Origin of the sequence: Clostridium sp. AF19-22AC (assembly GCF_003479085.1) — a bacterium.
Lineage (GTDB): Bacteria > Bacillota > Clostridia > Lachnospirales > Lachnospiraceae > Faecalicatena_A > Faecalicatena_A orotica.
This window is the reverse complement of the sequence record NZ_QUGN01000008.1, coordinates 99,076-123,862: the sequence shown is the minus strand read 5'-3', so window position 1 is coordinate 123,862 and position 24,787 is coordinate 99,076. Positions and strand designations below refer to the sequence as shown.

Genomic DNA, 24,787 nt, shown 5'->3' with positions numbered 1-24,787 from the left:
AGACCTGCCCTTTTCTTTGTCCGGGCAGCATCTCTGTCCGGCAGGCTGCCAACAGAGAGAAATGCCCCGATACTTGTTTACTTTTGCTTCCTTATTTCGGTAATCTGAACGAACTCTTAAGCGAAACAATCCGGTTGAACACAAGCGCGTCCGGTGCGGAATCTTTTGCGTCAATACAGAAATAACCGTTTCTGACAAACTGGAAACTGTCATAGGCCTTCGCATCACCGAAACTCGGCTCCACATAACAGTCTTTCAAAATCTTAAGAGAATCCGGGTTCAGGTTCAGGGAACCGTCTTCCTTATTATAAACCCCCTTCTCTTCATCCACGAGGTTCTCGTAAAGTCTGACTTCCGCTTTTACCGCATAAGGAGCCGGTACCCAGTGGATCGTCCCCTTTACTTTTCTTCCTGTAAATCCGCTTCCGCACTTTGTCTCCGGATCGTAGGTACAGTGAATCTCAGTAACATTCCCATCCTCATCCTTTACAAAGCTTTCACATTTTACAAAGTATGCATGCATCAGACGGACTTCATTGCCTGGGAACAGACGGAAATACTTCTTCGGCGGTTCTTCCATGAAGTCTTCTCTTTCGATATAAAGTTCCCTGCAGAATGGAACCTTCCTGCTGCCAAGTTCTTCATTCTCCAGATTATTAGCCACATCGAGATACTCAACTTCTCCTTCCGGATAGTTGTCAATCACAAGCTTGATCGGATCCAATACAGCCATCATACGCGGCTTCTTCATCTTCAGGTCCTCACGGATGCAGTATTCCAGCATTGCATAATCGACAGAACTCTGGCTCTTGGACACGCCGCACATGTCAATGAACATCTTGATCGATTCCGGCGTGAACCCCCTTCTCCTCAGGGCCGCAATCGATACGAGGCGCGGATCATCCCAGCCGTCCACAATGCCGTCTTCCACAAGTTTTTTAATATAACGCTTCCCTGTCACAACATTTGTCAGGTACAGCTTTGAAAATTCAATCTGTCTCGGCGGCTGGACGAATTCACACTCTTTGACTACCCAGTCATACAGCGGCCTGTGATCCTCAAACTCCAGAGTACAGATGGAATGTGTAATTCCTTCAATCGCATCCTCCAGAGGGTGGGCGAAGTCGTACATCGGGTACACACACCATTTATCCCCCGTATTATGGTGGGACATACGTGCGACACGGTAAATGATCGGGTCTCTCATGTTGATATTCGGAGATGCCATATCAATCTTCGCGCGCAGGACCTTTTCCCCGTCCTTGTACTTTCCATCCTTCATATTCTGGAATAATTCCAGATTTTCCTCTACAGAACGATTCCTGTAGGGACTGTCCTTGCCCGGCTCCGTCAGCGTCCCCCTGTATTCACGGATTTCCTCCGGTGAGAGGTCACATACATACGCCTTGCCCTTCTTAATAAGCTTCACCGCATATTCATACATCTGATCAAAATAATCGGATGCAAAATACAGATGGTCCTTCCAGTCTGCCCCAAGCCACTGAATATCTTCCTTAATTGATTCCACAAACTCCACTTTCTCTTTCGTCGGGTTCGTATCGTCAAAACGCATATGGAATGTTCCATTATATTCCTGTGCCAGTCCATAATTCAAGAGAATGGACTTGGCATGTCCTATATGCAGGTACCCGTTCGGCTCCGGCGGGAACCTTGTACAGACATGGTCATACACACCTTCTGCCAGATCTTTGTCTATTTCCTGCTCAATAAAATTCTTTGAAACTGTCTCGTTTGCCATAGTTTCCTCCTCAAGTACTAACATTCTGCCAACTATCTTACCATAAAATGTATGCAACGACAAGGACCGGAAAACAATATTTTCATTTCCTTTTCCACGACATTGTGATATACTGTTGTGGTTTAAAGCGAAAAAGAATTTCAAAGGGGTCTGACCCCTTTGCGATCCGTTTTCTGATAACTTGGGAGGTTTTGTATGAAAAGAGAAAAATTTGGTTCCCGCCTTGGGTTTATTCTGGTTTCTGCCGGATGTGCCATCGGACTGGGGAACGTCTGGAAATTCCCGTATATGGCGGGGAAATTCGGCGGTGCGGCTTTTATTCTGATATATCTGATTTTCCTTGCAATTCTTGGAATGCCGATCATTGTCTGTGAGTTCAGTGTCGGCCGCGCCAGCCAGAAAAGCATTGCTACTTCTTATAATGCCCTTGAACCGGAGGGAACGCGCTGGCACTTTACGCGCTGGTTTGCGATTGCCGGTAATTACATACTCGTGATGTTTTACTCGATGGTGGGTGGGTGGATGCTTTACTACTGCTTCCGTATGGCAAAGGGGGACTTTGCCGGTGTTACCTCGGACCAGGTATCGTCCAGCTTTGAAAATATGCTGGCATCGCCCGGAACGCTGATGCTGTGGACCGTTATCGTTGTTCTGATTGCGTTTGGTATCTGCAGCATCGGGCTGCAGAAGGGTGTGGAGAAGATCATGAAGGTAACCATGCTCTGCCTGCTTGCGATTATGGTTGTGCTTGCAGTCCGTTCTGTCACACTGGCAGGTTCCAGTGAAGGACTGCGTTTTTACCTAGTGCCGGATTTTCATAAGATGATGGAAAACGGGATCGGCAACGTTGTATTCGGTGCCATGAGCCAGGCGTTTTTCACCTTGAGTATCGGTATGGGCGGCATGGCAATCTTCGGAAGCTATCTGGACAAATCCCGTTCTCTGACCGGGGAGTCCTTAAGCATTGTGATTCTGGACACCTTTGTTGCATTAATGGCCGGGCTGATCGTCATCCCCGCATGCTTTGCATTCCATGTAGAACCCGCTGCCGGCCCGGGCCTCGTATTCATTACCCTGCCGAACATTTTCACACAAATGGCGGGCGGCCGGGTATGGGGATCCCTGTTTTTCCTGTTTCTGTTCTTTGCCGCGCTCTCTACTATTGTAGGCGTATTTGAAAACATTGTTTCCTTTGGCATGGATCTGTTCCATTTCAGCAGGAAAAAATCAGTAGGGATCAACATACTCCTGATTACGGTCTTAAGCATTCCATGTATACTCGGGTTCAGCGTCTGGTCTGGATTCCAGCCGCTCGGGACAGGGACAAATGTTATGGACCTCGAAGATTTCCTGGTATCGAATAATATCCTGCCGCTCGGTTCCGTCGTATACCTGCTCTTCTGTACCCATAAAAACGGATGGGGCTGGAAAAATTTTATCCGGGAGGCAAACAGCGGAAAGGGTATGAAATTTCCGGAAAAAGTACGTGGTTATATGACCTATGTCCTGCCGTGGATCGTCGTAATCATCTACCTGAAAGGATACTATGATATGTTCAGCAAACAGGGCCCGGCCATCTTCATCACCTGGATGGTCATAGCCTTCCTGTTCCTCGGCATGATTCTGATGGTCACGAAAACCAGACGAAAAAAATAAAATAGAGCTTCGCTTATGAAATAAAAAGGGGTATGTACGGAAATCGTTACTGTACATACCCTTTTATCATGAAATCAAATCCCTTGCTCTTTTAAAATCAGTCATTCAGCCTTCCTTTTAATATGGTCATGGCCTGCGCAATAATCGCCGCATGGTCCCCTGCAATCATCCCCCGCTCTCGGGCCGTAAACTTTTCTTCCCTGATCAGTCCCTTGTGACAGACATGCAGGATCTCCGCGCTGGTGTCCAGATTCTTTTCCTCATTCAGAAAATGCAGCTTATAGATTCTTCTTATAGTATCTTCATCCACAGATTCTTCCACACAATCCATAGAGACACTGCACCAGACTGCATCAGCCGCATCATCCCCCGCTTTCACGCGCACATTCTTCTCATCTACAAGCGCCATATAAGCTGTTGTAATGACACGCGCCCTCGGATCTCTGTCATAATCCCCGTATGCACCGATCTGTTCCATAACCAGATTCTCAACACCGGTCTCTTCCTGAAGTTCCCGTCTCGCCGTATCGTCCAGATTCTCATCCAGATCGATGAATCCTCCCGGCAGAGCCCAGAATCCGATCGTCGGGTGATTGCTCCGCTTAACGAGCAGGACCTTTAATCCCTCTAAAGAAGGCTTCAATTCCCCGCTGCAGCTAAAGACGGCAGCATCGGTCGTACAACTCGGCGTCTTGTATCTATAAGGATTATAATCATCCAGAAACTCCTCCAGACTCTGACCATCCTGATTCCGTTCCCCTGTTCCGTAAAATGGTGTGATATCTTTCAAAAATGACGGCATGTTCCTACCTCCTGCATCTCTGCCATATGTCAGTCTTTGCTCCTGCCTGCGCAATCGCTTTGACTCCTGGTTCTGTCATAGTAAAGGGACGGGATGATTCCCCGCCCCTTACTATTATATGAGATTTTTCAGTCTGTGTAAACAACATCTGAAGCAGCAAATCCAACCTTTTTATTTCAGCATGCAGAAGATGATCTTACCTCCTTTTAATTAATCTTAACATAAGGCTGTAGAATGGAGTCATTTGTTGAGCCGGATCCAGAGTAGAACCAGAGGTACAAATTGTCGAGATGATCCTCATCCACAACATAAATCAATGTGTATTCCAGTTCTTCGCCCGGCTCCACTGTCCTGAAATATGCCGATTTCTGCCGTTCTATCCCTTCTGTATGTGTCATCCCGTCAAAATATACAGGGAAACTGCTGCCATTAGCTGAACCCCACTGTAAATGATAATCCTCATTGGCCGAATAATAAAAATCCGGAGCATAAGAATAATTTCCATCGTCTCTCGGAACCAGATTTGTCAGGTCCGGTGCCATCGGAATCCCCATTTCCTCATTCATCCTTCCCTTTTCCCTGCTGCAGTTCTTTGCCTTCATCTTTACCACAACAAACTTTGACGCTATATTCTGTTCCAGAGACTCCTCATCAATCTTTCCCTCACTGCTGAGTCTGTATCTGTCATGAAGCTTCAGGGTTCCGTCCGGGTTTATCCACTGAGCAGCCGCGTCATAATCAGGATAATTTTCAGCCGGATATTCATCCAGTGAAACGGCATCCTTAATCTGGACATCTTCAACAGTAAAACGCATGTCCTCTTCAAACTTTGCCGACTCTGCATCATCCGGGTCATATAGCGGGTTCTTTACTTCATCACCGATCCCATAAATGGCATCCTTGGAAACACCGGCCTGATAGTAGGCCTCCCAGTCCGGCGAACCGCCCTTATCTTTCTCAATTTCTTCATCTGTTGCATATGGAACTACAGAATCCAGCACCGTTACTTTCAATCCTTCAGCCACTTTTATCAGTTCTTCGGCGGGCAGGTTATCGTTGCATGATATCCAGATACCATAACCAAACTCCTCGTTAAACAGATAAATATTTTTCGCTGTATCATCACTGTCTGTATAAAAACCGTCACTGACAAATACATCCGCCTTCATTCCACTGATTTCCAGATTCTTCATGTGCTCATCCCGGGGATAGTCCATAAAAGCGTTACCGTTTATTCGCTCCATCCGGTCCAGATCTGCCGCATTGAAGCCCTCGACCAGCATACTCTTGTCTGTAGCCTCATTACGCCATTTCCCGGCATAAGGTCCGTCTTTGGCAAATTCATACCCTTCCGGCATATAGGTAGCTTCGACTTTTATCTCATGCGCCTCCTTTTCCCTGTCCACCTGAAGGTTGTATCCGACCTTATCCTCTTCCTTATCCACGAGGTTTGCCGATAAGAACTTATTCGCAGCCACGGTCACAATCGACAGCCCCGCAACGAGTGCCGCTACGGCAGCCACGGCAGTCAGTACGCGGTGCTTCTTTGCATATCTCATCGTAACTTTTGTATCCATCCCGATTTCACTGTAAGCATTTGCGATCCCTCTATTCACATTCCCGGGGATCTCTGCTTCACTCGTTAAGATTCTTTTTATTTCTTTCTTGGAATATTCTTTTTTCATGCTCATTACCTCCTTGAAACCGCTGGTTCCAGTCTGTAGACTTTCTCAAATTGCTTCCGTCCCCTGACGAGCCTTGTTTTTACTGTGTTCTCTTCCAACTCAAGAATCTGGGCAATCTCCCTGATCTTAAATCCCTCCGCATAATATAGAAGCAGTATGATCCGGTATTTCTCTTCCAGCTGGTTCATAAGCTCCTCGAATTCACAATTTTGAAATGCCATACATACCTCCTCCTGCTCCGGAAATGCTTCGAGCAGAGACTCATGTTTCCCGGCCCTTATGATATCCTTACACTTATTGATCAGTATGCGTATCAGCCATGTCTTAAAATATTTCGGCTCTTTCAGGCCGTCAATTTTTTCATAGCATGTGATAATCGTATCCTGAATGGCATCTGCAATGTCCTCCGGGGAACGCAGATAACTTCTGGCCACCTTATACATATCTTGTTTATGAAGCTCCATCAGTTCAACAAAAGCCTGGTCGTCACGTTTTTGTGCTTTTTTAACGAGGTATTTCAAAATAAATCCCTCCTTCCCTCCTGTAATGTCGGCTGCTTACAATCATTAGACGGTGCACCCTTCTGAATAGTTTCATTTTATATGATAATTTATGCAAAGTAATGAAAAAACAACCTGCCCGGCGCTCTGCCTTGCTTTTGGCAGACCGTATGACAGATTGTCCCTTTATGAGCAGTTTTTCTTTTCCATTCTCACCGCTTAAGGTAATTCTCCACACCAGAAATAAGTTCAATGAAGCGGCATACCAAAACTTCCTTTACTTCCGGATCATCCTGTGCGATGTCAAAATCTGGAATCCCGATCAATGTCTGATTTGCAGCAGACCAGTCTCTGATTAAAAGAGATTCTATCCTTTCCCAGCCTTCATATTGAACCAGGACACATATTTCCAGATTATTATACATATTCTCAATAAATCTGAAAAAATATGGGACTTCCCCGATATAAGAACTGCAGATGAATTCTGATAAATCTTTCAGGTGCTTTCTTAATGGTTCAAGGTCCTCCCGTTTCAGGCTATTCATAATACCCTCCTCTGCTCTGCCTGTATCGCACCACATATTTTGATATAGTTAATTGTATCACAATCTCATATGAATCATGTTCTAATTCGACAAATTACAACATTATTCGACTATACGTTGATTGCCCAAAAGATGCTATGTATAGATTATGTGTATTATGTATATACTATCTGGAAAAACAATCCATCTGGAGGCTGTTATGAAACATTTTTACCGGAAACATAAAAAACTGTGTCTCTGTTCACTGGCGGGAATACTTTTTGTCAGTTCCGCCGGCTGCCTTATGCACTTTGTATATGAATGGTCCGGACAGAACTTCGTCCTCGGCCTGTTTGCCCCTGTCAGCGAATCCACATGGGAACATATGAAGCTTGCGTATTTCCCAATGCTTCTCTTTTTTCTTGTGGAATATATCTTTCTCTATAAATCCTATCCCCGCCTGCTTAAGGCCGATCTGGCTGGTATTCTGGCCGGGACACTGCTTATTCCTGTCATTTTCTATACGTATACCGGGATTCTGGGCACTCATAATCTCCCACTTGATATCCTCACCTTTATCATCAGTGCAGCGGCCGGGCTGTATGTACGCTGCCGGTGCGTTCTGGCAGATAAACGCAGAACACACACATTCTATTATTTTATCTGTGTACTCGTGCTCGGAGTAAGTTTTCTGATCTTCACGTACTACCCTCCCGATCTCGCCCTGTTTGTATCCCCGGTCTGACAGTGCCCTCCTTTTCCTCTCCGGGAATTTATGTTACAATGACCCGGAGAGGAGAATGAATATGATAGAAATCAACGACTTAACGAAAACTTTTCAGGACATCACGGCAGTGAACCACGTTTCCCTCGAAATACCAGAGGGTCAGGTGTTCGGCCTTCTCGGGACAAACGGTGCCGGGAAGAGCACTCTGCTCCGCATGCTGTCAGGTATCTTAAAACCAGACGGAGGCACGATCCTGATTGACGGTATACATATCTGGGACAATCCCCGTGTGAAAGAAAACTGTTTCTATTTATCTGACAAGCAGTATTTTTTCCCCAATGCGTCCCCTGAAGCTATGGGGCGTTTTTACAGGGGCCTTTACCCATCATTTTGCTTAGGGCGCTATCTGGACCTTCTGGATGATTTTGATTTTGACAGGTTTCGCAAGATACGCACGTTTTCAAAAGGCATGAAAAAACAGATTGCCGTCTTTGCCTCTATATGTGCAGAAACACCTTACATCTTCTGTGACGAAGTATTTGACGGTCTCGACCCTGTCATCCGGCAGTCTGTGACGGCCCTGATCAAATCAGAAATGAAGCGGCGCCCTCTGACTCCGGTCATTGCCTCACATAATCTGAAGGAACTGGAAGATTTCTGTGACCAAATCGGCATCCTGCACAAAGGTGGTGTACTGCTGTCCAGAGATATTCATTCCATGCAGTATAAAACGCAGAAACTACAATGTATCCTGAAAGAAGAACAGCTTTCTCGGCTTCTGGATCAGGCAGACCTTGTCTCTGTCAAACAGGAAGGTTTCCTCACCACACTCCTCCTTAGGGGCAGCCGCGGGGAAATCACTTCATTCATAGAACAATTTCAGCCGGAACGGTATGCATTTCTCCCGCTGACACTGGAAGAAATATTCATCAATGAAACGGAGGCGATCGGGTATGATATCAAACTGCTCTTTTCCTAAACTCTTCAAGGAGACTATGAAACGGCGTGTCTGGCTCGCCCTGTTGTCCATATATCTTTATCTGACCTATATTATAGATTTTACACTGGCCCAGTCGGGAAAAGCCCTGTTCATCGGGGATGATAAATTAGGGCCCGGCAGCAGAACTGTCTTTCTTGTCACAATCATATTGGCCGTCCTTAGCGCCTTTCAGGGATTCGGTTATCTGTTTTCGGAAGAAAAAACCGACTTTTATTTCAGCCTGCCAGTGAAACGCAGCAGACTCTTTTTTGCCGGATATTTCAGTTCCATAATGATTGCCGTCGTGCCGATGGTCTTTGCGCGTCTGGTCTGTTACATACTGGAAGGAAGCCGCTCCGGAGATGCACTGTATGTGACATGGATGGGAATTCTTCTGAATACCCTCGGCTTTCTGATGATCTTCCACCTGGTACTTGCAGTGATTCTGCTGACCGGACATTTGCTCATTGCAGCGGGCGGGACGATCCTTTTGTTCTTCTACGGGACAATTGCCTTCGGCCTCGTCATCGGAAAATACAGCAGTGCATTTTTTGATACCTATTACCGGGCTGACCTCATGAACTTCCTGACCGTCTGTGCCTCACCATACCAGTTGTACAGCACACTCGCCGGGACCGGCCGCGAGGAGGATATAGAAGGGTGGCTGCTTGCATCCCGTCTGCCGGAAATGGCCGCCGTTCTGATCATCATTGCCGTTACCTTTGTACTTATCTTCCTGCTCTTTCAGAAACGGCCGGCAGAAGCCGCCGGCCATGCACTGGCATTTGAGAAGACAAAGATTGTCCTGAAATTCATACTCGCCGTCCCTGCCGCACTCATCATCGGTTATTACATCATGCTGTGCTCTGTGGGCAGCCGCTCTTTCGTACTGTTGGTGACCGGGATCCTGTTCGGTGCCTTTACGGTAAATGGCATTCTGGAAATCCTCTTTCAATTTGATATTCGGGGAATCCTCTCAGGGAAACTCCACTTCGCCGTGATTAGTATCTTCTGCCTGATCATAGCCGGAAGTTTCGTCTCCGATCTCTGGGGATATGATGATTATACCCCTTCCGCCAGTGAGGTGCAGTCTGCGGCGGTATTTATCCGCGGTCTGGATGATCCGTCCTTTACAGGGAAAAACGGCGCTGATTTTGAAGGCTCCCGGGCAGACGCACAGCTTTCGGCCATGCAGCTTAAGGGCAGCGATAAAGAAGTCTTTCTGTCGTGGCTTGAGGATGTCCGTACTGCCGCAGCACATGTACCGGAACCGCTTACTTACGCCGCGGTCGCATATCACATGTCGGACAGCAGGACGATTTACCGAAAATATCCCGTTTCTGGCGAAGAAGAACTCGAGGCTTTCCATTCCATTTACGAAAGCAGTGCTTACAAAAAAGGAGCTTTCTCTGCCATCAGCCATAAATCACCCGGAATCAGGCAGTATGTATGGTCCAATGGAATAGAAAGCTATCATCTTGATTTGAACGGGGAGGAAAACGAACATCTGCTGAAGCTGCTCACCTCAGATCTGACCGGTTTAAGAATCAGTGATATAAAAAAAGACTTGCCGCTCGGAACCCTCTCACTCGTTTATGGAACCTCCGATTACGGCGAAGAGGCCCCGCTTTATCCTTGTTTTACGGCCACACTTGACTATCTGGAATCAGCCGGAATCCCGGCCCGTAAAACGGTCATGGACTACCCGCTCACCCGGGTCCAGTTATTTGAAAAGAGCGAAAAAACAAGTGCTCTCGGTAAAAAAACCGCTTCACGCAGTCTGATCCTTGATACCGGAGACGCCGGAGAAATCCAAAAGCTGTCCGGTCAGCTGCTCCCGGCAGAATATGCGGCAAATCAGCTTTTGAATCCTGTAAATACCAGTTATCCGGCTGTTATTAGCTGGAAGGACAGTTCAGGCAGAACCGTGAATTACAGTAATATGATATTAAAAGGAGATTTTGAGCAATAGGGGGGCTTTATGCTCAATCTCTTTTGGGTATTTTCGGCATCCATTTTCCTTTCCATCCATATAGCAGGATTAGAATGGCGCCTACAAGCCATGAAGTCGGATATACCATCATAAGCAGATCCAGACTGTGCTTTACTGACATCGCGCCCCAGATCCATGCGATGCGGTACAGACACAGTGAGATCAGGAAAACGAACATCGTCTCCATCGTCTTGCCGGCTCCCCGGATGGTGCCGGACAGGATCTGCAGAACTGCAAGCATCCAGTAGAACGGGCAGAAGAACCTCATAATATAGACGCCGCACTCCACGACCTCCCTATTCTTCGTAAATACTCCGATTACCTGCGGTGCAAAGGCCAGCAGCAGGATTCCGGTCGCGACTGTATAGACTACGCCCATTGCCACGGATGTAATCATACATTTCTTCACACGGTCCAGCTTCCCGGCTCCGATGTTCTGTCCTGTGAATGTTGTCGCCGCCATGCTGATGCTCAGTACCGGCAGCAGGTTAAAGCCGTCAATCTTAATATACGCGGCAAACCCGGCCATCACTACAGCCCCAAAGCTGTTAACCGTGGACTGTACAATGACATTAGAAAGTGAGATTACAATATTCTGGACACCCGTCGGCAGGCCGATTCTCAAGATTTTCCCGAGCAGGTGGTCATAAAAACGAATCTCCCGGAACCGCAGTTTATATATTTCATCTGTCCGCATCAGGAAACGGAGGATGAAGATACAGGAAAGAAGCTGGCTGATATCTGTTGCCAGTGCCGCCCCGATAATTCCCATTTTGAGCACTACTACAAACAACAAATCCAGAACAATATTTGAACACGCCGCAATCAGCAGGTAAACTAAAGATCGTTTAGAATTTCCAACTGCATTCAGGATTCCCGCCGCCATGTTATAGATAACCGAGAACACAATTCCTCCGAAAAATACCTGCAAATAGGTCACTGCCTGTGAAAACACCTCTGCCGGAGTCCCCATCGCGCGCAGAATCAGCGGTGTCAGAAGCACACCGGCTATCGTCATAACGATTCCTGCCGCAATCGACAGTGCAACCGTCGTATGGACGGCCTTTCTGACGCCCTCTTTATCTCTGGCACCGAAAAACTGTGAGATCACAACTCCCGCCCCGGCCGAAGCGCCAATACAGAACCCGATCAGGAGATTTACGACAGAACTGCTCGCCCCCACGGCAGCCAGCGCCTCACTCCCGATATAATTCCCCACAATAATTGAATCCACTGTATTGTACAGCTGTTGGAACAAATTCCCCAGAATAAGCGGGACAGCAAAAAATAACAGCTTCTTCCAGATGCTGCCTTCTGTCATAATCGTTGTCTTTTTCATTCGTACAATCACCCCAAACCTCTCTTAAATTCCCCGGAAATTTCATTTTTTTCCATTTCCTTCTAGACTTTATTCTACCATAAGTTTAAAATAAAGTCTGTATCTAAAATTGAAGATACAAAGGATTTTTCATTCAGGAGGTTCATATGAAATTTGTCATACAAAGAGTCACGGAGGCTTCCGTGACGGTAGACCATGAAGTAATCGGAAGTATAGAAAAGGGACTGGTTGTCCTGATAGGCGTATCGGACAGCGATACCGAGGAGACGGCGGATAAAATGTTCCGCAAGATGACCGGTCTGCGCATCTTTGAGGATGCAGACGGTAAGACAAACCTTTCCCTTGCGGATGTAGACGGCAGTCTTCTGCTCATATCCCAGTTCACGCTTTACGCAAACTGCCGGAAAGGAAACCGGCCAAGCTTCATCGAAGCCGGTAAACCAGACAAAGCAAACGCACTTTATGAATATATCATTGAGAAATGCCGTACATCCGTACCGGTTGTACAGACCGGAAGATTCGGAGCCGACATGAAGGTCAGCCTTGTAAATGACGGACCCTTTACAATCGTGCTGGATTCCGATCAATTATAGGACTGGTCTGTTTATTCTTTCTCATAGCCGTTCTTTTTATAGCAGAGCAGGAACAGGAGGAAGGCAAGCAGGATTTCACCGGCCAGAACAATCATATGCAGTGCACTCATGTGGAATGTCTTTCCTGACGCATATGCTGATGCCATTTCTGCGATTACCCCTGTGTACAGGAATCTGGATACCTTCTGTATGGACGGGACGATGGATGCAAACGTTGGAACCAGCATGAAGACAAGAATCAACGGCGTTGTCAGGGTTCCCGCGCTCATCTGGCTGCGGGCAAAGATTCCGACCAGCATGCCGAGGATGCAGCTTGTCAGGCTGGCCAGCAGCGTTGCCAATACATACATCCCAAGATTGATAGCTGCAAAGGATATTCCGCTGAGTGGAATCAGTATAATATTCACAAGCATGATTTCGGCCAGCGGCGGGATCATGCTTCCCAGAAAGAACTCAACCCCGCTGACCGAGGATGTCATCAGCGTCCTCAATGTATGTTTTTCCTTCTCCTGTGCCAGAAGTGTGCTCGTCACAACCGTGCCGGTCATCGTAATATTCATCGTCAGTCCCAGATTCAGAATCACGCCAAGAAGCATGGGCGGAATTTCTTTTCCATCCAGCATCGCTGCGTAAACCAGTTTCATGATGACCGTGATTCCCAGAACCATAACCGGTATCAGAATGACATTTTTATCAAACAGCGCCTTCGTCTTCATTTCTGTCACAGCCATTAATTTTCTTGTACAAATCTTCATTATCTCAGCTCCCTTCCTGTCACTGCCAGAAATACATCCTCCAGAGTGGGCTCGCAGGAATGAATGACCTCCAGCTCCCCGTCAGACATATATGCCGCAATCTTTTGTATGTTTTCTCCATTATGCTCCAGTACAAATTCTTCCTGATTTTTCAGCAGAATGCGGTAATGCTTCTTTGTATTATATTTGAGGCATATTTCTCTGGGGGTCCCTATCTCCACGATATTTCCGTCATTGAGCAGGGCAACCCTGTCACACAGCTTTGCCGCCTCTTCCATATTATGGGTAGTAAGGAAAATCGCCATCCCCTTGTCCCTTTGCTCCTTCAGCAGTCCGTGGATCTCCTGTGCCGTAGACGGGTCAAGCCCGCTTGTTGGTTCATCAAGAAATAAAATTTGGGGCTGGTGCAGCACGGATCTCATCAGGACCAGACGCTGTGTCTGCCCTTTCGATAGTTTTCCCGCCTGTTTTTTTCTATGCTCCCATAACCCTGCCCTTTTTAGCAGCTCTTCGATTCTCCCCTGATCCACATTCAGGATTCTTGCAAAATATTTCAGATTATCATATACCGTCATATTCTCATAGATTCCGCTGTTGTCAGTAACGATACCGATCTGCTCGTAAATAGAGCTGTCGATCTCCTTCGTGTTCCTGCCCAGAATATAAGCATCCCCGGACGTCTGCCTCAGCTGCCCTGTCAGGATTTTAATTGTTGTCGTCTTGCCTGCCCCGGAAGGTCCTAAGAATCCGAGGATTTCTCCTTTCCCGACCCGGAAACTGATATCCCTCAATGCCGGCTCCGTCTGGTATTTTTTTGATATGTGGCTTAATGTGATCATTTCCTGACTGTTTGTCTGTACCATATCACTCATCCTTTCTCTTCTTGATGAGCCCACTATATCAAAAATGCCCCTCTTAAAATAAAAAAATGCCCGAAATGTATCACAGAGTGCCTGAAATGCATTTCGGGTTTCTTTGTCATTATTATGTATGATGTTGGGGTCAAAAGGTATTTTACCCCCCTAAAGCCTACAGATTTCTGCGAGCTTCGGCTTCATGGACCTCGATACAAGGCATATCTGTCCGTTTTGCATCGTAATTTCGTTGTTCTTCAGGTCAACAGATCGTATCTTCTCCCTGTTCACAAGGAATGCCCTGTGGCATCTGATGAAATTACTGCCGGCCTGTTCCTCTATCTCCGATAATTTCCCGATAAAATCGAGTCGTTCACTCTCCGTATAAAGCAGGATCCTGTGGGTCCTTGGCGAAGTCTCAAAGCAAATGATTTCAGCGAGCGGGATATGTCTGAGTGAATCTGCCATTTTTACAGTAAAATACGGCGCCGCTGAAGTCTCTGCATCCATCTCCTCCAGCATCCGTTTTGCAATCACCTGGAGACAGTCCCGTATGGCCGGAAGCATTTTCAGGATGTCATCTTTCACGATATAATCCAGGGCTTCCACATGGTATTGGAAAGTCTTGAAAGCAAGGTCCCTGAAAGAAGTAATATAAATAATAAAGCCTCTCGGATCAAACTTGCGGATCTCCCTGCCCAGCCAGAAACCATCCCGTTCACTTCGTTTCTGCTTCAGGTCCACGTCGAGAAAGTAGATCCCTCTCTTCTGCTTTTGTCTGGCCATATCCAGAAGCTCTTCCGGATCACCTGTGCATAGCACAGTCTGCATATCATGGCCCCCGATCAGAATCTGGCGTGCGATCTCATCACTTAGTATCTTTCTCATTTTCTCTTCGTCATCACATATGTAAACTGGCAGCATTATTTTATCTCCTGTTGTGGTTTACTTTTATCCCTTATTCATGATTTTTATCTCCTGCGTGAATATATGATTCTTCCAGCTTGTCACAGGAAATACATTTTCATACTTCCCAAGAATCCTCTGGTATCCCGGCAGCCCGAGTCCCCGCCCTTTCCCTTTCGTCGAGTACCCTTCCTTCCAGATACTGTGCAGGGCCAGTTCCTTATTCCACGGATTACTGACTATGATCGTAACCATATCTTCCTGCCTGCTGATAATCAGGTCAACCGAAGAGCCTTCCGTGATATCCGCCGCTTCTATCGCATTATCCAGCAGGATTCCAAGACACCGGTTCAGGTCGAGAACATCCATTGAAACTTCGGTAACCGGACGGAACACCTCCAGATTGCAGACAATCTGTTTCTCTTTCATACGGCTGAGTTTCGAGAGTACAAGACTCTTGAGTTCCGGAATCTGAATATTGCCCAGCTGGCCCGCCTGCCTTATGTTCTCTCCCACTTTATAGTCAAAATCTGCTTCCATCTTCCTGAGTGCATTCTTGATTTCCTGCGTATTTCCTTCCTCCGCATAGACAGACATACCGGAAAGTATATTCTTGTAATCATGCCGGAATGCCCTCATCTCCTTTTGGATGGCTTCCAGATTCTCCATGTAATGTCTCTGCTCCAGCAGCATCGCTTCCTGCATCCTGATCTTTGAATCACGCTCCCCCTTTGCAGATATATAGGTAAAAAAGCATAGGATAAGAAGCAGGAATGTCAGGATACTCAATATATATGTAAAATTAAAGTTAGCCTGAAACACATCTTTCATCGTAAAAAGCAGTTCAACAAAAATCTCCAGCACCAAAGCAGCTGACGCCGTAAAAACCAGACTCTTCTCATCCGACAAAAGAAACCGCATATACCGTCCAAGCTGAAGCCGGGTCAAAAGCAGGCAAATGGCAAAAACAACAGCCGGATACACTATAACCATCCAGAATATGTATTTTACTAATCCCGCGGACTCCGCGATAGATACACCCGAAATTATTGACGCAAATATGGCCCCTGTCCCGACCTGCATGGCCGCCGCAAGAGCAAGTGCAGTCAAAGATTTTAAAGGATGCCACTTTAGATAGACAGTAATGAGAATTACATTCAGGCCGATTGTAACCAGGGACGATAATGCATAGCCCAACAGAATATGAATGGAAACCATATAATACAAAAACCAGGCCGCCAGCGTCGTCAGCGGGACAGATATAAGCATCATCCGCCCCACAGCCTTCCAGCGGATTCTGGAATCCGCAATCGCAAACAGAAACAGATATAACACGAGATGTGAACTAATTGAGTCAATAACAAGTATAAATATTGTGCGTATAATTAATGAAGCCGGCATAGTCAGAAAACCTCTTGTTCTTTAAACAGTGTTTAGATTCAATAAAATCTCCCTTTACAATCAATGGAAGTATGTTATAATAATGATAGAAATTGGAGCAGCCGCCCACAAAGGTGGTTAGCCCCTAAGTTGCAAAAAGTCTACCTAGACCGCCAAGTACAAAGGTAGACTTTTTTATTTTCGCTTGTTATTCCTATCTATATAGGCAAGCAGGTTACTGTTCATCCCCTACGGGCATGCACAGTAACGGCATCTGCCCATTAAAAGTCGCCTTCGGCGAGGGGCAGATGCCCCGAAATTATTATTTTGTTGGCTCCGATGCCGTGCAGCGGAGTGCACGGCACGGTTTAAACAGTAACGCAAGCAGTGCTATGAGAAATGAACCACCTAAAAACAATAGGCTGAGGACTTCATATGTTTTCATTCGCACCACCTCCCCTCTTCTATAAAGTATGGGAGGCTTCCACCTTGTACACAGCTGCTCCATGAATTAATAATAGCATATGTATTTTAATCACACAATCGTCAATAACTTTAAAAAAAGACTTTCAAGAGATATCAACTCTTGAAAGTCTTTTTTAAGCTGTCGAGCGGAATCGAACCGCCGACCTCCGCCTTACCAAGGCGACGCTCTACCGACTGAGCCACGACAGCCTGTACGTAATGCATACGCAACGGTATTAATATACACTAAAAAGAGTATAGTTGTCAATATGATTTTTCAAATAAATTATAAATCCATTGACAATTCGTTACTGTTCACAGGCAAGCCTGTAAACAGTAACGCGCCTGCCCATTTAAAGTCGCCTTCGGCGAGAGGGCAGGCTTATTGGCTGTTTTACGTTACGGCTCCCAGCCTATCAGCGTAGTGATAGGCTGGGGAGTGAACAGTAACGACAATTCATCCTCTTAAAAGACCTCCAATGCAGCTATGGCATCTGCCAAATCTGCTTTAGAGGTCTTTGATTTAAATTCTACCAGCTCTGGAAGAAAACATTGTTCCCAACATTCACGCCGCCTTTGCTGGTGGCTCCTGCATAGAGGAAAAAGTAGCAGTCCGCTACGGAAGCCAGTTTCGCCCCTGCGAGGGCATCTTCTGCCACCTGGCAGGATAAATTGCTCGGTCCTCTTGACAGGACTGCATCGAGGCTGCCTAAAGTAACCGGTTCGAACTGGTTAGATGCATATACGACTTCTGCAATTGTATTCGGGAAGCGGGAATCATTTACACGGTTCATAATCACGGTTGCGACGGCAAGGAGTGAATTGTAATCCTGATACGCCTCACATTCTATAATCGCGGCAAGCAGCTTCTCTTCTTCTGCCGATACTTTCATGGCCGTTCCCCGCACGATTCTTCCGTCCGTACTCATCACCACATTAGATGACGTATTCTGGATCTGTACCTTTAAAGCCTCCAGATCTGTGGATGTCTCTTTCGCCTTTGCTTCAAGCTCCTTCTGACGCTTATCCAGCCGGGTCTTTAAATCCCCCAGTGCATTTTTCTGTGCCTTCAGTGTCTTTTCTTTCGCAGCAATATCGTCACTGATCGCCGTCAGTTTGTCCAGCATCTCTCTGTCATAGTCACTGACATTCTGCACAAATTCTGCCTTATTCAGGAAGTCTGCCATATTATCCGCAGAGAAAAGTAATTCCAAGAGTGTGGCATCGCCGGTCTCATACATATACTTTATCCGTGCCTTCATATCTTCATACTGTTTGTTCTCATCTTCCTGTGCGGCACGCAGAGAATCTTCTGTACGAAGAATTTCCGCTGACATCATCTCTGTCTGCATCTGCGTGTCAGCAATCTCTTCGCTGATAGAAGCCAGTTCTTTGTTGATTCCATCCAGTTCTGTCTGGAGGCTGGAGGCCTTCTCCTGAACAGATGAAAACTCTTTCGCCTGACCTAAAGCAGGCGGACACAACATTGCAATCGTACAAATAAGGGCAATTCCTGCATTTAATTTTTGTCTTGGGTATAATTTCATACTATAGAGATTCCTTTCTGAAAAGTCGTCTGTTTTTGTATTATACTACAAGATGCCCTCTAAAGCAAATCTGTTTTTAAAACTGTTTTTTCTCCATAATCCTGAGTGATATAAAATATGATACCACGCAGGCTGCAATGCAGATGGCAGCTACTGTGAATGCGAGCCCCCGGGCACCCATATTTGTGATGATGTTTGAGATATCATCTATATTGATTCCCATTGACTTCATCACGTATGAGGCAGCAAAACATAGTATAAAGATCCCCCCAACGACTCCAATCATAGCTGCCCTTCCCTTATCTGCGCCGAACTTCAACTGGACCGGAATGGTAAGGGCCAGAAAGACAGCCGGCAGACACAGCATAATAGCCGCCGTTATAATCCATTCTGTCTGATTTGTCCCAGGCTGCCTGAGCGCCGTATATACAGCTGCTATCACTGTCGATGCAAACCACGCACCCAGAGCTGTCAGTATGCCAAATACATATTTCTCTACGACATACAGTTTTCTGGTTATCGGTAATGTAAATAAAAAGGCATTGCTATTATCGAATTCGTCATAACTGATCGTGCTGAGCGTAAACATGGAGAATAAAAAAGTGGAATAGCTGACCATGATCATGGGATTCTTTTGTGTAATCATTAACATCATACCCACCACACAAATTATGAGAAAGAAATTCATCTGGTTTTTTAACAGCTTCAAATCTTTTATTAATAATCCTTTCATTTACTTTCCCCCCTTATCATCATTGTGATTACCTCATCGATATTACCTTTTTCTACCGCAATTCCCGGATAGTTTTCTATATAATACTGTTTCTGGTTTGTCAGGCAGCTGTATCCAAAATTTTCCCTTTTTCTTTTTAGGATGTAACGTTTGTCTAATTTGCCGTACTGTGCTTCTGTAACCTTCAGTAAACCATAATCACCAAGAAGCCGGTCCGTATCCTCATGCATAATAATACTGCCGTCATGGATCATGTAAAGGTCATCACACAGCCCTTCCAGATCGCTTGAAATATGAGAACTGATTAGTATTGAGCGGTTGCCGTCTTCCATATATTCCCTCATCATATCCAGCAGCTCATCTCTTGCGATGACATCGAGTCCCGCTGTCGGTTCGTCCAGAATAAGGAGCTTCGCATCGTGCGACATGGCAACGAGTACCTTCAGCTTCGCCTTCATGCCTGTTGAAAAATCCTTAATTTTCTTGTCCATCGGCAGGCTGAACTTCCTGCATCTCTTTTGGAAATCTGCTTTCTGAAAGGATGTATACATACTGGATAAAATCGGTATGATATCATGAACCGTAAGATATCCGCTGAATCCGGAACCCGACAGGACAACACCTATGTTTTCCCTGTCTTCTTTTGATAGTTCTGTTACATCTTTCCCGAAAACTTCAATCCTGCCCCCGTCAATACTGATCAGGCCAAGGACAGCCTTAAATGTAGTACTCTTCCCTGCCCCGTTCTGCCCGATCAGCCCGGTCACACAGCCATCCTGCAGTTCGAGGGAACATTTTAAATCAAATTGTTCATAATGTTTTTCTACGTTTTCTAATTTTAGTATCATTACTAATCCTCCAAAATGATTTGAAATAATTCTGTAATCTCCTGATTGCTCATACCACAGCTTCTGCCCTTCCTGATGGCCATCTCAAGGTCGGCTTCCACTTCCTTCTTCTTCTCTTCCAGCATAAACTCCTGATTGGCACAGGCTACGAAACTGCCTTTGCCGTGCACGGTTACGATGAATCCCTCCTGCTCCAGTGCATCATATGCTTTCTTAACGGTCAGTGCACTGACCCTCAGATCCTTAGCCAATGTACGGACAGACGGGAGCATCGTGTCTTCCGACAGTTCACCCTCCATAATCTTCGTCCTGATCTGGATACCAATCTGTTCATAAATGGGCTGCATGGAAGAATTATTGATAATTAACTTCATAGCAATCCTCCTTTGTTCATAAACAGTATATAACAGTATAGAACTGTTGTCAACTGTTATATACTGTTTATTTATTATTTTTTATAAAAAATCAAAAACCGCAGGAGAGAATGGTATCATATCATTCTCTCCTGCGGTTATAACTGGTTCAATATGGATTATGAAACATTTATTTTCTGTTATTCCAACAGTTTCCCTGCCTTATTCCTGATCCGCTGCAGCGCATTATCAATTGCTTTCGGGCTTTTTCCGAGCAGTTCTGCGATTGTCTTATAATCCGTCCCTAAAAGATGCAGATACAGGACATGGTTCTCCAGTGCACTCAGATTCTGCTTCAATTCATCAACAAAAGCTTCCGTAAATTCTTTTCCGAAATACAGCGCCTCCGGATTGTTCTCTATCTCAGGCTCTATCGTATCGATCAGCGGCAGTTTTTTTTCTTCATCCGTACTTTCCCCCTCCTCATAGAGGGAGACATAAGAATTCAGAGGAATATGCTTTTTTCTTTTCGACGCCTCTATGGCTGTGTACATCTGTCTGGATACGCACAGCTCTGCAAAGCTTGCGAAGGATGCCCTCTGGGAAATATCGTAGTCGCGCACGGCTTTAATAAGACCAATCATTCCTTCCTGGATAAGATCTTCGTTCTCCCCTCCGATCAGGTACATTGCCCTTGCCTTTTTACGCACCATTGACTTATATTTCATCATGATATAATCCATGATTTCTGATTCACCGTTATTAAAGTCTGCAATCAGCTGCTCGTCCGGTATTGCATCGTACTTGCTCATCAGCGTTTCCCCTACTTCATCCTCTGGCGGACAATCTCGTATGCCATCACACCTGCGGCTACAGATGCATTCAGAGAATCTATTTCTCCCTTCATAGGAATACTTGCTACAAAATCACACTTTTCTTTCACAAGACGTCCGACACCCTCGCCTTCATTTCCGATCACAAGGCCGATCGGCCCTGTCAGGTTCAGCCGGTACATGGACTCGCCGCCCATATCCGCACATACAAACCAGAGACCTCTCTCCTTGAGCTCTTCCATCGTCTTTGCAAGGTTTGTCACTTTGGCAACCGGTGTGTAGTTCAGGGCACCTGCCGAAGTCTTTGCAACCGTCGCCGTGAGGCCGGAAGCCCTGCGCTTCGGTATGATAACCCCATGCGCCCCCGCCAGATTTGCTGTCCGGATGATTGCCCCCAGATTATGAGGGTCTTCAATATTGTCCAGCAGGATAAAAAAAGGATCTTCACCCTTTTCCTCTGCCTTTTTAAACAGGTCATCAATCTCCGCATATTCGTACGCTGCCGCATAGGCTATCACACCTTGGTGTTTGCCGGTTTCACTAAGCTGTGAAAGTCTGTCTTTTCCAACAAAGTTTAAAATAGTATCATGCTTTTTTGCTTCCCTGACAATTGTTCTGACCGGACCGTCCTGACAGCCGTCCAGGATGAAAACCTTATCAATCGGTTTTCCGGAGCGGAATGCCTCCAGTACTGCATTTCTTCCTTCTATTACCAGAGTATGCTCTGTATTTTCCTGTTCATTTTTTATATTTTCCTGCATCTTATTCTCCATTTTCTATTTTTGTTCAAAATACTCTTCATCCAGACTGTCAAGCCCGGCTTTTACAAGCTCCAGCAGCCTTTTGTATTCCTTTTTCATGTAGAGATAGCCAAGGAGCGCCTCGAACCCGGTTGCCCTTCTATAGTCCGTGATGGACTGGTTTTTCGCGGGTGACACGGACTTTGCATTTCTCCCCCGCCTGTAAACCGCGTGTTCTTCTTCCGTGAGCAGCTCCTGCATCGAACGCATCATCAGCGACTGTGTGGATGCCTGTACAAACCTGCTTGTCTCTTCATGCAGTTTATGCACCTGCTTGTTTCCTCTGTTGATGATCATGGTCTTGATAACCAGATCGTAGACACAGTCTCCGATAAACGCCAGAACAAGAGGTGAATAGCTTGTAATATCCACCTCTTGTAAATCCAGCGTTTTTTCTATATAATTGTGAAACTCAAATTTTACGCTTTCTTCCATTTTACTCCTTCTCGTGTATCTTCCAGAATAATTCCCTTTGCAAGCAGTTCATCCCTGATCTCATCTGCTCTTGCAAAATTCTTTGCCTTTCTTGCCGCCTGACGCTCTTCGATCAATGCCTCAATGTCTTTCGCCAGCAGTTCTTCCTCTTTCTCCACAATGATTCCGAGCACATCTGTCAGTTTCAGGATCAGGTCCAGTATTCCCTGCAAATATGCTTTAGAACTGTCTTCATTTGCCGTTGTGTTGGAATATTTCACCAAATCAAAGATGGATGCTATCGCATCGGCTGTATTGAAGTCATCGTCCATCGCACGTTCGAAAGAATCTACATACTCTGAAGTCTTTGCAAATGCTTGATTCTCAGCCTCTGTCATCTTCTCTGCCTTTGCATTTCCAATGAGGAATTTGAGATTATCTGCTGCTGTTATGATGCGGTCAAGCCCGGTCTTTGCAGCGGCCATCAGGTCTGCACTGAAATTCAGCGGTGTCCTGTAATGTGCTCCCAGCATAAAGAACCGAAGTACCTGCAGGTCATATTTTTCACTGATTTCCCTGACTGTGAAGAAGTTGCCAAGAGATTTGGACATCTTCTTATTGTCTATGTTCAGGAATGCGTTGTGCATCCAGTATTTTGCAAAATCTTTTCCATTGGCTGCCTCACTCTGGGCGATCTCATTCTCATGGTGGGGGAACACAAGGTCTTCTCCTCCTGCATGAATATCGATCTGTTCGCCCAGATATTTTTTAGACATCTCAGAACACTCGATGTGCCATCCGGGACGTCCCTCGCTCCACGGTGACTCCCATGCCGGTTCACCTTCTTTTTTCGGTTTCCAGAGTACGAAATCCAGTGAGTCTTCCTTTTCATCCTGTCCTGACACTAAGAGAGAACGTCCGCCTGACTGGAGGTCATCCAGATTCTTATGTGACAGCTTGCCGTAGCCCTCAAACTTCCTTGTACGGAAATATACCGTACCATTTTTTTCATATGCATAACCCTTGTCAATGAGTGTCTGTATCATATCAACCATACCACAGATTTCCTCTGTTGCAAGCGGATTCTTCGTCGCGGGCTTCACGTTCATGCCTTCCATATCCTTTTTACACTCCGCAATATAGCGCTTGGAAATCTCGTCTGCCGTCACGCCCTCTTCAATTGCTTTTTTGATGATCTTGTCGTCCACATCTGTGAAGTTGGAAACGAAGTTCACATCATACCCTTTATACTCAAAGTATCTTCTGACCGTATCAAATACGATCATCGGCCTTGCATTCCCGATGTGGATGAAGTTATACACAGTTGGGCCGCACACGTACATCCTGACCCTGCCTTCTTCCAAAGGCACAAATTCTTCTTTTTTCTTTGACATTGTATTATAAATTTTCATCGTTCTTCTCCTCTTTCTTTTCCTCTTTTATCTCACAATCCTGCTGTATCATACACCTCATATGCTTCTCCATCTCTTTGAGCTGGCTGTACAGGCGGATATTATCATTCTGAAGCTCTCTGATGTCATTTAGTACCGGGTCAGGCAGGTGAACCTGATCCATATCAATCCGCGGCACCTTCTGGTCTCCCATCTTCACAACACGTCCCGGCACACCGACAACCGTACAGTTCGGCGGAACCTCCTCAAGCACAACAGAGCCTGCTCCGATCTTCGAATTCTCCCCGATGGTAAAGGACCCAAGTATCTTCGCCCCCGCACTTACCATGACATTATCCTTCAGCGTCGGGTGTCTCTTTCCCTGTTCCTTGCCTGTACCGCCGAGTGTTACCCCCTGATAGAGAGTAACATTATCCCCGATAATCGTAGTCTCCCCGATGATCACACCGCTTCCGTGGTCAATAAAGAGCCCTTTCCCTATCTCCGCCCCCGGATGAATCTCAATCCCGGTCTTGCGTGCCGCCCTCTGGGATATCCAGCGGGCAAGGAAATAGTGCCCCTTCAGGTACAGCTTATGGGCCACTCTGTATCTAAGTATAACTTTAAAACTGGGGTAAAGCAAGACCTCCATATTAGATTTAATGGCAGGGTCACGTTCCCGTATTACCTGAATCTCATTCTTTATATAAGATATCATTCCCATATCATATTCCTCCATTCCCTGGAATGTTTGACTTTCACGGCAAGTTGCCCACAGAAACAAAAAGACCCCGTCTCTGCATTAGAGACGAAGTCATATCCGCGGTTCCACTCTATTAAAAGAATCTCTTCTTTCACTCAGCGCATGTAACGTATGCCTTACGTATCCTGCTACTTGGAAATTCCTTTTGCAGAATCAGCTCCCGGATGCACTTCACAAATCCTTCCCCT

Annotated in this window: 25 protein-coding genes, 1 tRNA gene and 1 other annotated feature (1 of these 27 cut by a window edge); of the genes, 5 read left to right on the top strand and 21 right to left on the bottom strand. The window is 46.0% G+C overall.

Annotated elements, in window-relative coordinates; translation table 11 throughout:
* Positions 1–91: 91 nt before the first annotated feature.
* Positions 92–1,759, bottom strand: coding sequence for a glutamine--tRNA ligase/YqeY domain fusion protein (locus DWX43_RS11305; RefSeq protein ID WP_109730546.1), 1,668 nt, complete (start codon positions 1,757–1,759; stop codon positions 92–94).
* A gap of 195 nt (positions 1,760–1,954) precedes the next feature.
* Here DWX43_RS11305 and DWX43_RS11300 point away from each other — a divergent pair, with 195 nt between their 5' ends.
* Positions 1,955–3,415 (top strand): sodium-dependent transporter, encoded by a 1,461-nt coding sequence (locus DWX43_RS11300; protein WP_118620341.1) that lies wholly within the window; start codon positions 1,955–1,957, stop codon positions 3,413–3,415.
* A 97-nt stretch (positions 3,416–3,512) separates the two neighbouring features.
* Here the strand turns inward: DWX43_RS11300 and DWX43_RS11295 are convergent, their stop codons facing one another.
* The 4 genes from DWX43_RS11295 to DWX43_RS11280 form a co-directional block, all read right to left on the bottom strand.
* A complete protein-coding gene (locus tag DWX43_RS11295; protein WP_118620340.1) occupies positions 3,513–4,217 on the bottom strand; it encodes an NUDIX hydrolase in 705 nt (234 codons plus the stop codon).
* A gap of 206 nt (positions 4,218–4,423) precedes the next feature.
* Positions 4,424–5,902, bottom strand: coding sequence for a DUF4367 domain-containing protein (locus tag DWX43_RS11290; RefSeq protein ID WP_182440670.1), 1,479 nt, complete (start codon positions 5,900–5,902; stop codon positions 4,424–4,426).
* Positions 5,903–5,907: 5 nt separating this feature from the next.
* Complete coding sequence (locus DWX43_RS11285; RefSeq protein WP_109730550.1) at positions 5,908–6,423, bottom strand: sigma-70 family RNA polymerase sigma factor; 516 nt, start codon at positions 6,421–6,423, stop codon at positions 5,908–5,910.
* Between the two features lie 191 nt (positions 6,424–6,614).
* Positions 6,615–6,947, bottom strand: a complete 333-nt coding sequence (locus tag DWX43_RS11280) for a hypothetical protein (RefSeq protein WP_109730551.1) — start codon at positions 6,945–6,947, stop codon at positions 6,615–6,617.
* 199 nt (positions 6,948–7,146) lie between these two features.
* Between DWX43_RS11280 and DWX43_RS11275 the strand changes: the two genes are divergently transcribed.
* From DWX43_RS11275 to DWX43_RS11265, 3 genes are all read left to right on the top strand, one after another.
* Positions 7,147–7,671: a DUF6512 family protein gene (locus DWX43_RS11275; protein ID WP_118620338.1), complete on the top strand. Its 525-nt coding sequence runs from the start codon at positions 7,147–7,149 to the stop codon at positions 7,669–7,671.
* 61 nt (positions 7,672–7,732) lie between these two features.
* Entirely contained in the window at positions 7,733–8,632 is a 900-nt protein-coding gene (locus DWX43_RS11270) for an ATP-binding cassette domain-containing protein (protein ID WP_118620337.1), read from the top strand.
* A gap of 16 nt (positions 8,633–8,648) precedes the next feature.
* Positions 8,649–10,604, top strand: coding sequence for a DUF6449 domain-containing protein (locus DWX43_RS11265; RefSeq protein WP_147356301.1), 1,956 nt, complete (start codon positions 8,649–8,651; stop codon positions 10,602–10,604).
* 13 nt (positions 10,605–10,617) lie between these two features.
* Here the strand turns inward: DWX43_RS11265 and DWX43_RS11260 are convergent, their stop codons facing one another.
* Complete coding sequence (locus DWX43_RS11260; RefSeq protein WP_118620335.1) at positions 10,618–11,964, bottom strand: MATE family efflux transporter; 1,347 nt, start codon at positions 11,962–11,964, stop codon at positions 10,618–10,620.
* Positions 11,965–12,110: 146 nt separating this feature from the next.
* Here DWX43_RS11260 and dtd point away from each other — a divergent pair, with 146 nt between their 5' ends.
* The gene (gene dtd, locus DWX43_RS11255; protein WP_109730556.1) at positions 12,111–12,557 is read left to right on the top strand and encodes a D-aminoacyl-tRNA deacylase; all 447 of its coding nucleotides are present in this window, start codon (positions 12,111–12,113) and stop codon (positions 12,555–12,557) included.
* Between the two features lie 11 nt (positions 12,558–12,568).
* On the opposite strand, the gene DWX43_RS11250 is transcribed toward dtd, so the two are convergent.
* The 15 genes from DWX43_RS11250 to epsC all read right to left on the bottom strand — a co-directional run bounded on the left by DWX43_RS11250 (position 12,569) and on the right by epsC (position 24,554).
* Positions 12,569–13,312 (bottom strand): ABC transporter permease, encoded by a 744-nt coding sequence (locus DWX43_RS11250; protein WP_118620334.1) that lies wholly within the window; start codon positions 13,310–13,312, stop codon positions 12,569–12,571.
* Complete coding sequence (locus DWX43_RS11245; RefSeq protein WP_243099296.1) at positions 13,312–14,184, bottom strand: ABC transporter ATP-binding protein; 873 nt, start codon at positions 14,182–14,184, stop codon at positions 13,312–13,314. The genes DWX43_RS11250 and DWX43_RS11245 overlap by 1 nt, the downstream gene beginning before the upstream one ends.
* Before the next feature lie 150 nt (positions 14,185–14,334).
* Positions 14,335–15,090 (bottom strand): LytTR family DNA-binding domain-containing protein, encoded by a 756-nt coding sequence (locus tag DWX43_RS11240; RefSeq protein ID WP_118620333.1) that lies wholly within the window; start codon positions 15,088–15,090, stop codon positions 14,335–14,337.
* A 27-nt stretch (positions 15,091–15,117) separates the two neighbouring features.
* Entirely contained in the window at positions 15,118–16,473 is a 1,356-nt protein-coding gene (locus DWX43_RS11235; protein WP_118620332.1) for a GHKL domain-containing protein, read from the bottom strand.
* A gap of 301 nt (positions 16,474–16,774) precedes the next feature.
* Entirely contained in the window at positions 16,775–16,897 is a 123-nt protein-coding gene (locus tag DWX43_RS27340) for a putative holin-like toxin (protein ID WP_243099295.1), read from the bottom strand.
* A 157-nt stretch (positions 16,898–17,054) separates the two neighbouring features.
* Positions 17,055–17,127: transfer RNA gene (locus tag DWX43_RS11230), tRNA-Thr, on the bottom strand.
* Between the two features lie 320 nt (positions 17,128–17,447).
* Positions 17,448–18,464 carry a cell wall hydrolase gene (locus tag DWX43_RS11225; RefSeq protein WP_118620331.1) on the bottom strand — a complete coding sequence of 339 codons (1,017 nt, stop codon included), beginning with the start codon at positions 18,462–18,464 and terminating at the stop codon, positions 17,448–17,450.
* Positions 18,465–18,540: 76 nt separating this feature from the next.
* Entirely contained in the window at positions 18,541–19,197 is a 657-nt protein-coding gene (locus DWX43_RS11220) for an ABC-2 transporter permease (protein ID WP_118620330.1), read from the bottom strand.
* On the bottom strand, positions 19,194–20,042 hold the full coding sequence (locus tag DWX43_RS11215; protein ID WP_118620391.1) for an ABC transporter ATP-binding protein: 849 nt from the start codon (positions 20,040–20,042) through the stop codon (positions 19,194–19,196). The genes DWX43_RS11220 and DWX43_RS11215 overlap by 4 nt, the downstream gene beginning before the upstream one ends.
* A gap of 5 nt (positions 20,043–20,047) precedes the next feature.
* Positions 20,048–20,419, bottom strand: coding sequence for a GntR family transcriptional regulator (locus DWX43_RS11210; RefSeq protein WP_109733205.1), 372 nt, complete (start codon positions 20,417–20,419; stop codon positions 20,048–20,050).
* Between the two features lie 179 nt (positions 20,420–20,598).
* Positions 20,599–21,210, bottom strand: a complete 612-nt coding sequence (locus DWX43_RS11205; protein WP_118620329.1) for a sigma-70 family RNA polymerase sigma factor — start codon at positions 21,208–21,210, stop codon at positions 20,599–20,601.
* Between the two features lie 11 nt (positions 21,211–21,221).
* Positions 21,222–21,992 carry a 23S rRNA (guanosine(2251)-2'-O)-methyltransferase RlmB gene (gene rlmB / locus DWX43_RS11200; protein WP_118620328.1) on the bottom strand — a complete coding sequence of 257 codons (771 nt, stop codon included), beginning with the start codon at positions 21,990–21,992 and terminating at the stop codon, positions 21,222–21,224.
* Positions 21,993–22,007: 15 nt separating this feature from the next.
* Positions 22,008–22,466 (bottom strand): ribonuclease III domain-containing protein, encoded by a 459-nt coding sequence (locus DWX43_RS11195; RefSeq protein ID WP_118620327.1) that lies wholly within the window; start codon positions 22,464–22,466, stop codon positions 22,008–22,010.
* Complete coding sequence (gene cysS / locus DWX43_RS11190; protein WP_118620326.1) at positions 22,451–23,857, bottom strand: cysteine--tRNA ligase; 1,407 nt, start codon at positions 23,855–23,857, stop codon at positions 22,451–22,453. Before cysS ends, DWX43_RS11195 begins: the two co-directional genes overlap by 16 nt.
* Positions 23,844–24,554, bottom strand: coding sequence for a serine O-acetyltransferase EpsC (gene epsC / locus DWX43_RS11185; RefSeq protein ID WP_347559302.1), 711 nt, complete (start codon positions 24,552–24,554; stop codon positions 23,844–23,846). Before epsC ends, cysS begins: the two co-directional genes overlap by 14 nt.
* A gap of 83 nt (positions 24,555–24,637) precedes the next feature.
* Positions 24,638–24,787, bottom strand: a binding site (T-box leader) (it continues 75 nt past the right edge of the window).